Here is a 13,370-nt window from a genome sequence, read left to right as displayed (position 1 = left end):
CCTTTTTTATTTGAATTAAGAACACGGACATGAGTAGAGGGAGAAATATAACGACGATGGAATCCTGGTCCTTTATTCAAAACTAATGTTATTTAACCTAACATTATTAGTATGAAACATTAAAAAATAAGTTGAATTATTAGAAAATTAAGTTTATGATAAAAAATATAACATTTAAATGTTAATAAACATAACATATACAAAAACAAGGGGGAAAAAAACAGTATGCAAATGGCAGATTCAGTATTCATGTTTTTGGCGACGATGATGGTTTGGTTAATGACACCAGGGATTGCCCTATTTTATGGAGGGATGGTAAAAAGTAAAAATGTCCTGAATACGGCAATGCATAGTTACATGCCACTTGCTGTCATTTCGATTCTTTGGGTGCTGATTGGATATTCTTTATCATTTTCACCTGGTAATGCATTTCTGGGCGGTCTGGACTGGGTTGGCTTAAATGATGTAGGCTTTGCACCTGGACCATACAGCGAAACAATTCCTCATAGTTTGTTCATGTTATTCCAAATGACATTTGCCGTTTTAACAGCATCGATCATTGCAGGTGGCATTGCTGAGCGGATGAAGTTTTCAGCATTCTTGATTTTTACGATCCTTTGGTCTTTATTCGTATACGCTCCTGTTGCTCACTGGGTATGGGGGGGCGGCTGGTTAGCAGAGCTTGGTACTCTTGATTTTGCAGGTGGCAACGTTGTTCATATTTCTTCGGGGGTTGCCGGTCTGGTTTTAGCGATTATGTTAGGTAAAAGGAAAGAGTCAGGGGACAGTGCACCACATAATCTTCCTTTAACATTCCTAGGCGGATCATTAATATGGTTCGGTTGGTATGGCTTCAACGTCGGAAGCGCACTGACAATCAATGAAGTGGCGATGAACGTATTCGTTAATACAGCTGTTGCAGCAGCTGCTGGTATCGTTGGCTGGCTGATCGTTGAGTATACGGCTAATAAAAAGGCGACATTGCTTGGGGCAGTATCCGGAGCTATTTCTGGGTTGGTTGCCATTACACCGGCTTGCGGATTTGTAACGCCTGCATCATCCATCATCATCGGGGTCATAGGCGGCGCCGTTTGTTTTTGGGGCGTATTCTTCTTGAAGAATAAACTGGGCTATGACGATGCTCTTGATGCTTTCGGATTACATGGGATCGGTGGAACATGGGGTGGCATCGCTACAGGTTTATTCGCGACCACTTCCGTCAATGAAAGCGGGGCAAACGGTTTATTCTATGGAGATTTCAACCTATTGTGGAAGCAGCTCATAGCGATCGTTGTAACTTATATTTTCGTTGCCGTGGTCACATATATCATCGCTAAAGCCATTAACCTTTTCGTTCCGTTACGTGTCAGTGAAGAAGATGAGTACATGGGGCTTGATCTTACACTTCATGGAGAAAAAGCCTATCACGAATCAATTTAAAAGGGGGGTTGATCATATGTCCGAGGTTTTAACGAAAATAGAAATCATTACACGTCCCATTAAATTTGAACAATTCAAAACGGAACTAGCAAAAATAGGGGTAAGCGGAATGACTGTTTCGGAAGTAAAAGGAACGGGTCTTCAGAAAAGTTATGTGGAAACATATAGAGGCAGAAATCGTGAAATGTCATTACATGACCGAATGAAGATTGAAATCGTCGTGTGTGAAGTTCCAGTTCAGGATGTTGTGGATGTAGCAAGGAAATTCTTGAGTACCGGTAAACCAGGTGACGGAAAAATCTTCATTTATGAATTGGCGAATGTTGTGAATATCCGTACCGGAAAAGAAGGCCATGATGCGTTAAAGAATGAGATTTGATGCAGTGACTCAATCGACCAAATGTGCCGGATCCAATAAATAAAAGAAAGGGAGCTGAAAATGGGGAGACTGGTCCGAATTGTTAATGCAAAAAAACAGAAGATCGTTAATACGCTCATTTCAGAGGATGTATATCAACCTGATGACAGACCCTTTTTATTGGAATTACCATTAAAAAATTTAGAAGAAATTTTATCGCTTCGAATAAAGTCCTCGTTTCAGGATCCCCGATTTAAAAAATAACCTTTTAGCCGTTTCCTTATGAAGGAGAACGGCTTTTTTATGCATCCCCCATGGAAATCGAGGAGCTTTCCAACTATAATAGATAAAAGGACATAAATTTAAATCCAATTTTTTTGCCTTTTTTGATACTTTTCGCTTAGTTAATTCGTTTTTTCTTTAATTTGCGAAAAGTGAATTCGAAAAAATGTAAGTCCTCCAAAAATTATTCGCGAATGCCCTGTTTAATGATGGGGAAATTATTAATATGTTCTTTTAAGAGGTGAAGGGAAATGGATCAATTTACGGTCGAATCCGTTTTAAATATCATCAGGGAGTTTGTTCCGAAGGATGCTTCAATTTCTGTGGCTGATTCCAAAAAATACATTTATTATCAACCGAGCAAACAAGTTGACCTAAGAATAAAACCGGGTGATTTAATTAGTGAAAACACGGCGACATATAAAGCTCTGAGTGTCCGTAAAAAAATAGGGGTGCAAGTTGAAAGTAATGTTTTTGGCGTACCCTACTATGGGCTGAGTGTACCTATCATGGACGAGGGCAATCCTTTAGGGGCGGTAACAGCCATTTTGCCTTCAAAGCCATTAATTTTACCGACATCATTCTTGACCATTAAAACAGATGAACGCTGGATACCGCTTCCTTATGATGAAATTATGTATTTGGAAGCTCAAAATAGGAAAACTAAAATTCAGTCCGAACGTGTGAGTGGATTTCATAAAATGAACTTAAGTGAATTGGAATACATTTTACCTAGTGAATTATTCATTCGTGTGCATCGTTCGTACATCGTCAATATTAACTATATACAGGAAATCCTTCCTGATTTTCATTCTACATTTTTACTAATAATGAAGGACAATTCCAAAATCCAAGTAAGTCAAACATATGCAAGTCAATTCAGAAGGGCTTTAGGATTTTAGTGTTACTCCTTTGTGTGAAATAAATGCTGGTTTATGCTCCATTTAAGGCTTTTCATTCAGAAATGAATGTAACTATTACACTGGCTTGGTAAAATTAAGTGTAAGAAAAGCGAAAAATGGGGGTCTTTTGTATGAACGAAAGCGTTTTCAAAAAAATTCGCAACGAACAATTTAAGGGGAAAGTAGTTACAGCGGAAGAAGCAGCTTCATGGATTAAAGATGGGATGAAACTCGGTATGAGTGGATTTACCCGTGCTGGTGATGCTAAAGTTATTCCAATGGCTCTGGTTGAAAGAGCTAAAACTGAAAAATTCAAAGTTGATGTTTATACTGGTGCTTCTTTAGGACCTGAAGTCGACCAACATATGGCGGAAGCTGGTATCATTAACAAACGCTTACCGTTCCAAGCGGACAAAGGCATTCGTAATAAAATCAATGCTGATGAAGTCACATATGTGGATCAGCATTTATCTCATACAGCTGAACAAGTCCGTCAAGGCATTGTCGGACCTATAGATTTTGCAATCATCGAAGCACTGGCGATTACAGAAGAAGGGTTAATCATCCCGACAACTTCTGTAGGTAACTCAGCCATATTCGTTCAAGAAGCTAAACATGTAATCATTGAATTGAACGTATCCCATCCAGAAGGATTGGAAGGGTTGCATGATATATATACACCAGCTAAACAAGGGGAACGCGAACCGATTCCTATGACTAGCGTAAGCGATCGTCTAGGCTCGATCGGTATTCAGGTTGACCCTGAAAAGGTAATGGGGGTCGTCGTTTCTACAGATCTTGATGCACCTTCTACAATCGTGCCGCCGGATGAAGAAACTGCAACCATCGCAAACCACCTTATTAACTTCCTTCGTGAAGAAATCAAGGCTGGTCGTTTAACTGAAAGCCTGGCTCCGCTTCAATCAGGTGTAGGATCAGTGGCAAATGCGGTATTCGCGGGCTTCCTTGAATCTGAATTTAAAGATTTGGAAGTGTATTCAGAAGTGCTGCAAGATGCGGTATTCGATTTAATCGATGCTGGAAAAGTTAAATTCGCTTCAGGTTGTTCGATTACATTAGCTGAAGAAAAAGGAAAACAGGTTTACGGTGAACTTGAGAAGTACCGTGATAAACTTGTTCTTCGTCCACAAGAAATTTCTAACCACCCTGAGATCATCCGCCGTCTTGGTTTGATTTCAATCAATACAGCGTTAGAGTGTGATATCTACGGTAATGTAAACTCAACACATGTTTCTGGGACAAGAATGATGAATGGAATTGGTGGATCAGGAGATTTTGCCCGCAACTCACGCTTAGGTATTTTCGTAACGAAATCATATGCAAAAGGCGGCAATATTTCCAGTATCGTTCCTTTCGTTTCTCATGTGGATCACACTGAACATGATGTGGATGTATTAGTGACAGAGCAAGGGATCGCTGATTTACGCGGGTTGGCACCAAAAGAGCGCGTAGAGTTAATCATCGAAAACTGTGCGCATCCTGACTACCGTCCGCAGCTTCGTGCATACTTCACTGAAGCTGTTGCGCAAACTGGAGGACATCAAACTCCACATATTCTTGAAAAAGCATTCTCATGGCATACAAACCTAGCTAAAAACGGTACGATGCTTGAAGCAGTACTTCAAGATCAAAAATAAGAGTCAAACCCCCGCCATTACAGCGGGTTTTTTTTATTTGGATTCGCCCTTGTTACTTATCCACTTTATGATATTTGTGGAAACCAATGGATCTTTCGTCAACTCCAATGGAATATTGAAAGGCAAATAGATTATTCTCCTGAGCAATTTGTATGGTGTTTCCAATTAGTTCTATTTCCTTCAACTTATAACGGATTTAAAGTGTAAAATGAAGCTTAACCATCAAAAAGGTAGGGAATGGCGTCATTATGATTTTTTCTTTTATTTTTGTATATAATTATTCATTCAAGTTATGGAAATATGGTAAACTGCTAACAATGAAAGATTATCATCATAGGATTTTCCGAATTTATGATGTTGTTTCCTTAGGGGAGTTAAATAGAATGGTAATAGTGGAGGAGATAATTTGTTCAAGACAAAACTGCATTTTTGGACGTTAGAGTTATTACTATTGTCTTTACTTTTTTATGTTGGTACAAAGATTTCTTTTCTTTTCGAACCAATAGTTATTTTTACATCTACATTGTTCTTTCCCATCTTGATTTCAGGTTTTCTCTACTTTTTGTTCAACCCCACTGTTGATTTCCTGGTTAAAAGAAGAGTGCCAAGGGGATTGGCCATAGTATTGCTTTATGTATTTTTCCTAGGATTGGTTAGTTTGTTGGTCGGTCTGGTTGGCCCATCACTTTCCAAACAGGTTACGGATTTAATCAATAACCTTCCGGATTATTTCAATCAAGTTAGGAAGTTCATTGAAGATTCAGCAGAGTCAAAATGGTTTTTGTGGACGGTGGAACAAGATTATGTCCCTTTGCAAGAAGTAGGAGATTCGCTTCAAAAATATTTGACGAATTTACCGAGTAATATAACGAACAGTTTATCTTCTGTTTTCAGCGTAGTGACGAATATAACATTAGTGGTCGTAACGGTTCCTTTCATCTTATTTTATATGTTGAAGGATGGGGATAAGCTTCCAAGCTCCATCATGAAGTTCGTACCGGTTAGCTATAGAAAACCAGCTTTAACAGTACTTCAGGAAACAGGCGGGACGCTTACTACATACATACAAGGACAGATGCTTGTTTGCTTGTTTGTTGGGATTGGAACGTTCATTGGGTATTTAATCATTGGTTTGCCTTACGCGTTCTTATTTGCGCTGATTGGTGCAGTAACCAATATCATTCCATATGTAGGTCCGTTTATCGGAGCGGCTCCTGCGGTCATAGTGGCATTGATTCATTCACCGGCCGAAGCGTTATTGGTCATTCTTGTTGTAACGGTCATCCAGCAACTGGATGGTAATTTCATTTCACCGTTAGTCATCGGGAAAAAATTGAACACACATCCGCTTACCATCATCATCCTATTGCTCGTCGCCGGAAATATAGCCGGTATCATCGGTATGATTTTGGCCGTTCCTACTTATTCCGTTGTTAAAACGATTGTATTGAATATCGTAAAATTCATCAGGATCAGGAAAGAGGAAAAGCTTGAAGAGGATATACTGGAATGAAAAAACGGGTCCGACTCATTTGAGTCGGGCCCGTTTTCTTAGTGAAGGAACGAAAGCTTATTAATTACAAACCTAACGAAATATATTTTACTTCAAGGTATTCTTCGATGCCTTGGTGTCCACCTTCGCGGCCGAGCCCACTTTGCTTGAATCCGCCAAATGGAGCTTGTGGAACGGAAGGGAGTCCGTCGTTCAATCCTACAATACCGAATTCAAGTGCCTCGGTGAATTTGATGCCTTTGGTGATATTTTCAGTGAATACGTAAGCTGCCAAACCGAAGATGGAGTCATTTGCCCTTTTGATTGCCTCTTCATCGGTCTTGAAGGATGCAATTGGAGCTAGTGGACCGAATGTCTCTTCCTTCATGCAAAGCATGCTGTCATCAATGTTGGACAGTACGGTTGGTTGAAGAAAAAGGCCGCCGATTGATTTTCCGCCAGCTTCGAGCTTAGCTCCGCTGCTGATTGCTTCATCAATTTGTTTTTGAACCTTATCCACTGCATTTTGATCGATAAGCGGACCGATATCGACGCCATCTTCCAATCCGTTTCCTACTTTTAGTTCTTTGACCCTGGCAACGAGCTTTTCGATAAAGGCTTCCTGAATGGCTTCGTGGACATAAATGCGATTTGAACAGACGCATGTTTGTCCAGCGTTACGGAATTTTGAACTGATGATGCCATCAACCGCTTTATTAAGGTCGGCATCTTCAAGAACGATCGCGGGGGCGTGACCTCCAAGTTCAAGCGAGATTTTCTTTACTGTGTCGGCTGAGCCCCTCATTAAGGTTTTACCGACTTCTGTAGACCCGGTGAACGTCAACTTACGGACCCTTGTATCTTGAAGCCAAGTTTCACCGATTTCTGATGATTTTCCTGTCACGACATTGATGACTCCTTTTGGAATCCCAGCTTCTTCCGCTAATTCAGCCATTTTTAAAGCTGTTATGGGAGTCAGGTTTGCCGGCTTAATGACGACTGTGCAGCCGACGGCAAGGGCTGGTGCCACTTTTCTTGTAATCATGGCTGCTGGAAAGTTCCAAGGCGTAATGACAGCTACAACTCCTACAGGCTGTTTAGTCACGAAAAGCCGCTTATTGGACACGGAAGCAGGAATCGTTTCGCCGTAGACCCGTTTCCCTTCTTCGGCAAACCAAGATAAAAAGCCATTTGCATATGTCATTTCGCCAAGAGCCTCTTTAAAGGGCTTGCCTTGCTCTTCAGTCATGATTTTGGCAAGTTCTTCTTTATTATCATCAATCAATCGATGCCATTTCCAAATTAGTTCTGCACGTTCGTAGACTGAGAGTGCTGACCAATCCGTAAAGGCATCATAAGCGGCATCTGCAGCCTTGGCTGCTTCAGTCGCACCGCCTTTAGGAACGGTGGCAACTATTTCATCCGTTGCCGGGTTTTTCACTTCAATTTTATCCAACCCAAAATCCGACCACTCACCGTTAATAAATAATCCGTAATCCTTCATGATAGAACCTCCTATTTTGGTTAAATCCATCAAACTACTAAAAAACTTTTAACTTTATACCTTTACCTGTTACATAAAAGTATAAACACTTTCCGATGATACTGAAATTTATTTGATTGGCTATTTTTTTGAAACTCGACTATTCCTTGTAGAATGTGGAGGAGGAAGACATAAAAAAAGAGGTGCAAGTTGCACACCTCTACATTCATGGTTTCGATTATTTTTCCGATGAGACGGCCACTTCACCCATATCACCTGAGATGGCTTGATTTGGATTGAATTCACCTTCGGATTTAGAAATGACCACAGTAGCAACACTGTTACCGATTAGATTAGTGATTGCGCGTGCTTCAGACATGAAGCGGTCGACTCCAAGAAGTAGTGCCATTCCTTCAACCGGAATCATTGGGAAGGCAGCTAATGTTGCAGCAAGTGTAATGAAACCGGATCCCGTTACACCAGCAGCTCCTTTGGACGTTAACATCAAGATTCCCAGAAGGGTTAATTCCTGCCAGATGCTTAAATCGATACCATAGGCTTGGGCGATGAAAATCGCTGCCATGGATAAGTAAATGGATGTGCCATCAAGGTTAAAAGAGTAACCAGTTGGGACAACTAAACCGACTACGGATTTTGAACAACCGTATTTTTCGAGTTTTTTCATCACGCTTGGGAGGGCGGATTCCGACGAAGATGTACCTAAAACTAAGAGGATCTCTTCTTTTAAATAGGCAATGAACTTGAAAATATTAAAGCCGTAGATTTTTGCGATCGAACCAAGGATAAGAATGATGAATAGTGCCATGGTAATATATACGCTACCCATTAATTGTCCTAAGGAACTTAGTGAACTAAGACCGAACTTACCGATTGTGTAAGCCATTGCCCCAAAAGCCGCCAATGGAGATACTTTCATGATCATACTGACTATGCCGAAGAAAATATCAGCAATATGTTGAAGGAAGGAGACGACAGGTTGTACTTTTGGTCCCATCGCCGCCATTGATAATCCGAATAATACGGCAAAGAATAAAATAGGGAGTAAGTCCCCGCCAGCCATTGCAGCAACAGCATTATCGGGGATGATGTTGGAAATGAAGGCCATTGCGCCATGTTCCGTTTCGGAAGCGGCTGTTGTATATTGTGATACATCGCCGCCTTCGACTGAATCGATGTTGAAACCTTTACCGGGTCCTAACATATTAACTACGATAATTCCGATAGCAAGGGCGAAGGTGGTAACGATTTCGAAATAAAGCAGGGCCTTTCCGCCGATGCGGCCAACCTTTTTCATATCGCCCATACCGCCAATCCCGATTACGACGGTTAGGAAGATGATTGGTGCAATGACCATTTTAATCATTTTAATAAATAAATCAGCTAATATCTTCAGCTGTTCACCAAAAGCAGGGAAGAAGAAGCCGACTGTTATACCCAAAATGATACCGATGATGACCTGAACTGTTAGATTTTTTAATATTTTCAAGGTACATTCTCCTTTGCTATATGATAGCGCTTTCTTGACTTGACTATAGTGTAACAGAAGGAAGAGTCAGAATATTCTTTTGGTGATATTGTTCTTTTTGGTCTTTTTGGTCTTGTGGATTTCAAATGATGGGTAGAAGAGGAAATGATAGTGATTTGGTCTCATGTATACCTAACCAGCATAAAAAAAATACCGGCGGAGCTCCGGTATTGAGGAAAATCAATTTTCAAATGGTTTTATGAGTGCATAAAGGGTTGCAATCACAGGAAGTTTCAAGCCGGCCTTGTCAGCAAGGCGCAGTGCTCCGCCCTGTAAATGTTCCACTTCGAGGGTTTGGCCCTTCCGGCGGTCCTGATGCATGGAAGAGGTTGATTCATCCGGTAAACCTGCCATGTTTTCCAAAGCCTGAGCAATATTCTGCCTGGTAATCCCAACGTCATAAGCGTTTGCAAGTTCCTTCATTTCAACTAGGACGTTTTCCAGCAATCCATTGGTTTCCGGGAATCTCCGTATCGTGCCGATAGGGAGGTTTGAGGCGGTTGTTACACCCGAGAAAGCGGTGATGAACATGTATTTGATCCACATCCTGATTAATATGTTTTCCGTCCTGCTTACCTCCATGATAGCTGATCCGACCGCCTGTTCAAATTCATCACAAATCTTTTTCTGTGAAGGGTGAAGCGGGCCATAGATTAAATCGTGATTATCATTGGAGTGAATGACATGACCTTTTTCATCAAGGGTGGCAATGATGAAGGCACTTCCTCCCATGACGGCTTCATCGCCCAGTTCTTCTTGTAAAATGGATATATGCTCCAATCCATTCAAAAGCGGAAGGACCTTTGCGCCCTTTTCAACAAGGACCTTTAAATCTGTGAGGGTACCTTGCAGATGCTGGCCTTTTACGGCGAGAACCACAAGGTCAACCTTGTCTATATCAATTACATTTTCTGTGATATGCAGGTCGTTAAATTGATAGTTTCCATGTGGGCTTGATATGCTTATGCCGTTTTCTTTCAATTGTTCGGCACGTTTTTTTCGGACAAGGTATTGAACATGCTGACCAGCCTGCTGCAATCTGCCTCCAAAGTAAGAACCGAGTGCTCCGGCCCCTATAATGACAATATTCAAAGTGCACACCTCTCTTTTGGTTAAGATGTACTAATCATAACATTGACTGAATTTTCGGTAAATGTTTATCGTTTAAGGGTAAACTAGCTGTTTTAAAGTGTGTAAGTGGAAAAAACAAAAGACCAGCCTGAAAGATATCAGGCTGGCACTTATCATTATTTATAGACTTTTACTTTAACCGTTTTTCTGCCCCAATTCATTGCTTTTGAATGAGAAGAGTAGAAGACGTCAATTTTATTCCCTTTGATTGCGCCGCCTTTATCTGCGGCAATGGCCTCCCCGTATCCTTCTACATGAACTTTAGTTCCTAGCGGAATGACCTTAGGGTCGACTGAGATTGCTTTTGCGTTAGGGTTTTTCTTTAAGTTAAGACCTGATGCTGTAATACCGCTGCAACCTTTGCAGTTCGCTGTGTAAGCTGTCGCATTGACGGTGATCGTTTTATATTTCTTGGATGATGTTGTTTTAGCTTTAGGTTTAGCAGAGGTCGAAGTTTTCTTAACCTTTAAAACTTGATTTGGATGGATGTTATCTTTTTTAAGGTTGTTCCAACCTTTGAGTTGATTGACTGTTATATTATGTTTATTGGCGATACCCCATAGTGTGTCGCCGCTTTTAACTTTGTATGTAGTAGTAGCAGCCGATGAAACTCCGGAAAAACTAAATACCAGCAAGAAAGCAGTGAATAGTGGAAGTAGTATTTTTTTCAAAATGAATAGTCTCCTTTGTTTTAAATCGTAGACTTAGAATAACAGGTATATATGACAATAATGTTTCGGTGGAATAGTAATTGTGTTACAAAAACGTTTCCGTTGATAAATAAATGTAATGTAAACTAGGTCTAAAGGACTTGTCCATTAAATGGAAATGTATATTTATTATGTCAGTATGAGCGTTTTTTTTGTTTAAAAATGTTGATGCAATGGCATATTTTGTTTAATTATAAAAAAACTGGTTGATTGATGCTTAGTTTTAAAGTCCTGTATATTTTGTAAAAATACAACGCGATAATAGTCAAATACCTGCTGTATATTTTAGTGAGAGAGGATTTTTAGGAAATGAAAAAATCCGACATCTAATGATGCCGGATGTTAACATCCAAATGGATTAAGTTAAAGAAAATTCAGAAGCGAAATCGACTAGCATTTTTTGATATACTGCCACAGATTCAAGATTAACGCATTCCCTATCTCCATGCCAGTTCTCACCTTTAGGTCCGAATTCAATGGCTGGTATATTATATGCCGCAAAAAAGACGGTATCTGCGGAGCCATGTTGTCCAAAAATGACAGCATCTCGATGGGTGTTCTTTTCGATAATCGGGCGAAGCAGTGTGATGAATGGGTCTGACTCTTCTGTTTTTACAGGTTTACTGTACATATTAAGGTGGAGATTCTTTCCTGTCACACTTTCGATCTGAGCAATGATCTCTTCCATTGTTTGCGTAGGAAGATAGCGGATATCAAGACTGAGCAAACACGCATCCGGTACCTTATTGTAGACATCCCCACCTTTTATTTTTGCTAGGTTAATTGAAGGGGAAGAGTAAAGGGGGGTATGATCCCGGGTGAAAGGAAGTTCCTTTATTTTTTGATAGAGATCATAGGCCTTTTCGATTGCATTTACGCCTTCCCATGGTCGGCTTCCGTGTGCGGATTTGCCGGATACTTCAATATCGAGTCGAAGTGCACCCTTTGCCTGGAGACCGATTCCCAATTGTGTCGGTTCAGCGCATATTACGAAGTCCCCTCTGTAACCATGTTTCGCTAAATATCCAGAACAGTTCAACCCGCCAATTTCTTCATCTGATACAATCTGTAGCTGGATTTTCAAACCTAGGCCCTTATCTTTCAGTTCGGTAAATGCACACATCATCCCTGCAAGCCCAGCTTTCATATCGGCTGCCCCGCGTCCATATAAATTTCCTTCATGAACTTCAGGGAAAAATTGATCAGGCGTCCCGCTGACAACATCCACATGGCCATTCCAAATTACGGTTTTATCTCCGCTGCCAATCTCGCTAACAAGCATTTTATAACCGTTATTGACGATCACATTTACGGTAATTCCTTGTTTTTTAAGCCAGTTCGCACAGTATTCAACTGCTTCGTTGGCTCCTTCTTTCGATGAACTATCAATAGATACTAAATCCTTAAGTAACTCGATTAGCAAAAAGAAAACCCCCTAAAAATATGCATACTATTAGTATATATACCCTTTCTTAGTAAGGGTTAACTCAAAAATATTTTCTTGTTAAAAAACGTTTAACCTTTTCTTCCCGTGGGGTATGTAAAGGGGGAGCGACAATTTACATTCTTTAAGGAGGATGATAAATATGGATAAACGTATAATTGGTGTATATGAAACTGGAGAAGAAGCCATTAAGGCTGTTGAGTCATTGCAGGCACAAGGATATAACCGTGAAGATATTTCAGTAGTTGCGAAAGATAAAGAAGAATTAAAGACAGTGAATGAAGAAACGGGTACAAAGGTTGAAGAGGGACTTGCAGCCGGTGCGGCGACCGGAGGAATTTTGGGCGGTGCTGCCGGATTATTGGCAGGTGTGGGTGCACTGGCGATTCCGGGAATCGGACCGGTACTTGCAGCTGGGCCGCTTGCTGCCACATTAGCCGGAGCGGCTGTAGGTGCAGGTACTGGCGGATTGGCCGGTACATTAATCGGTATGGGCATACCTGAAGAAGAGGCGAATCGTTATGAAGCGGATGTTAAGGGTGGCAAGCTGCTTGTGTTAGTCGATTCGGATGCGAGTAAACCCAACTCTTCCTACTCAGGAATTACAGAGACCGATGAAACGCTAACGAACAGTAGAAGACCTCTTTAAATTGTAAGTTAAAAAAGGACGGATCCCGTTAGGGCCCGTCCCAGTTTGTAGACAAAAGGGGTTCGGAATTAAAAAATTCCGAACCCCTTTTTGAGATTCCCTTTGAATTTTTGCCTGAAGTTAGGAGATTGGGGCTCTACGAGCCCACTATGTTAGGCCATTTTTGGACCTCGCCATGTCCAATTGGCCATCTTCTTTAAATTAATGGCAGCGAAAGTAAGCATCGCCTGCATCGACAATTTTTTAAGTCCCCTTAAAGTTGTCCAACGCATACC

12 protein-coding genes are annotated in these 13,370 nt (G+C 40.9%); 6 read left to right on the top strand and 6 right to left on the bottom strand.

What is annotated here, in order from left to right:
* Nucleotides 1-225: 225 nt before the first annotated feature.
* The 5 genes from AC1DVK_RS21740 (at nt 226) to AC1DVK_RS21720 (ending at nt 6,153) form a co-directional block, all read left to right on the top strand.
* Nucleotides 226-1,440 carry an ammonium transporter gene (locus AC1DVK_RS21740; protein WP_477627356.1) on the top strand — a complete coding sequence of 405 codons (1,215 nt, stop codon included), beginning with the start codon at nt 226-228 and terminating at the stop codon, nt 1,438-1,440.
* A 16-nt stretch (nt 1,441-1,456) separates the two neighbouring features.
* Nucleotides 1,457-1,819, top strand: coding sequence for a P-II family nitrogen regulator (locus tag AC1DVK_RS21735; RefSeq protein ID WP_061461417.1), 363 nt, complete (start codon nt 1,457-1,459; stop codon nt 1,817-1,819).
* Nucleotides 1,820-2,331: 512 nt separating this feature from the next.
* Nucleotides 2,332-2,982 carry a LytTR family DNA-binding domain-containing protein gene (locus AC1DVK_RS21730; protein ID WP_061461422.1) on the top strand — a complete coding sequence of 217 codons (651 nt, stop codon included), beginning with the start codon at nt 2,332-2,334 and terminating at the stop codon, nt 2,980-2,982.
* A gap of 131 nt (nt 2,983-3,113) precedes the next feature.
* Nucleotides 3,114-4,640, top strand: coding sequence for an acetyl-CoA hydrolase/transferase family protein (locus AC1DVK_RS21725; RefSeq protein ID WP_477627355.1), 1,527 nt, complete (start codon nt 3,114-3,116; stop codon nt 4,638-4,640).
* Between the two features lie 406 nt (nt 4,641-5,046).
* Complete coding sequence (locus AC1DVK_RS21720; RefSeq protein ID WP_289321125.1) at nt 5,047-6,153, top strand: AI-2E family transporter; 1,107 nt, start codon at nt 5,047-5,049, stop codon at nt 6,151-6,153.
* Between the two features lie 64 nt (nt 6,154-6,217).
* On the opposite strand, the gene AC1DVK_RS21715 is transcribed toward AC1DVK_RS21720, so the two are convergent.
* From AC1DVK_RS21715 to AC1DVK_RS21695, 5 genes are all read right to left on the bottom strand, one after another.
* Entirely contained in the window at nt 6,218-7,636 is a 1,419-nt protein-coding gene (locus tag AC1DVK_RS21715) for an NAD-dependent succinate-semialdehyde dehydrogenase (protein WP_089362585.1), read from the bottom strand.
* A 217-nt stretch (nt 7,637-7,853) separates the two neighbouring features.
* Nucleotides 7,854-9,122 (bottom strand): dicarboxylate/amino acid:cation symporter, encoded by a 1,269-nt coding sequence (locus AC1DVK_RS21710; protein ID WP_217899803.1) that lies wholly within the window; start codon nt 9,120-9,122, stop codon nt 7,854-7,856.
* Nucleotides 9,123-9,341: 219 nt separating this feature from the next.
* Complete coding sequence (locus tag AC1DVK_RS21705; RefSeq protein WP_477627354.1) at nt 9,342-10,253, bottom strand: ketopantoate reductase family protein; 912 nt, start codon at nt 10,251-10,253, stop codon at nt 9,342-9,344.
* Nucleotides 10,254-10,408: 155 nt separating this feature from the next.
* Complete coding sequence (locus AC1DVK_RS21700; RefSeq protein ID WP_457297935.1) at nt 10,409-10,963, bottom strand: 3D domain-containing protein; 555 nt, start codon at nt 10,961-10,963, stop codon at nt 10,409-10,411.
* Nucleotides 10,964-11,360: 397 nt separating this feature from the next.
* Nucleotides 11,361-12,425 (bottom strand): M20 family metallopeptidase, encoded by a 1,065-nt coding sequence (locus AC1DVK_RS21695; RefSeq protein WP_089362589.1) that lies wholly within the window; start codon nt 12,423-12,425, stop codon nt 11,361-11,363.
* 163 nt (nt 12,426-12,588) lie between these two features.
* Here AC1DVK_RS21695 and AC1DVK_RS21690 point away from each other — a divergent pair, with 163 nt between their 5' ends.
* Entirely contained in the window at nt 12,589-13,095 is a 507-nt protein-coding gene (locus AC1DVK_RS21690; RefSeq protein WP_089362590.1) for a general stress protein, read from the top strand.
* A 152-nt stretch (nt 13,096-13,247) separates the two neighbouring features.
* Here the strand turns inward: AC1DVK_RS21690 and AC1DVK_RS21685 are convergent.
* The coding region (locus AC1DVK_RS21685) for a transposase (RefSeq protein WP_328151323.1) at nt 13,248-13,370 on the bottom strand (123 nt) is incomplete at its 5' end.

The organism is Peribacillus sp. P4_B1 (genome assembly GCF_056402395.1).
The sequence above is the reverse complement of the archived record's forward strand: the minus strand, read 5'-3'. Positions and strand labels throughout refer to the sequence as shown.

Bases quoted from the DNA above. Each gene is read 5' to 3' on its own strand.
- AC1DVK_RS21715 (WP_089362585.1), bottom strand. From the start codon at position 7,636: ATGAAGGATTACGGATTATTTATTAACGGTGAGTGGTCGGATTTTGGG.
- AC1DVK_RS21690 (WP_089362590.1), top strand. From the start codon at position 12,589: ATGGATAAACGTATAATTGGTGTATATGAAACTGGAGAAGAAGCCATT.
- AC1DVK_RS21725 (WP_477627355.1), top strand. From the start codon at position 3,114: ATGAACGAAAGCGTTTTCAAAAAAATTCGCAACGAACAATTTAAGGGG.
- AC1DVK_RS21730 (WP_061461422.1), top strand. From the start codon at position 2,332: ATGGATCAATTTACGGTCGAATCCGTTTTAAATATCATCAGGGAGTTT.
- AC1DVK_RS21740 (WP_477627356.1), top strand. From the start codon at position 226: ATGCAAATGGCAGATTCAGTATTCATGTTTTTGGCGACGATGATGGTT.
- AC1DVK_RS21735 (WP_061461417.1), top strand. From the start codon at position 1,457: ATGTCCGAGGTTTTAACGAAAATAGAAATCATTACACGTCCCATTAAA.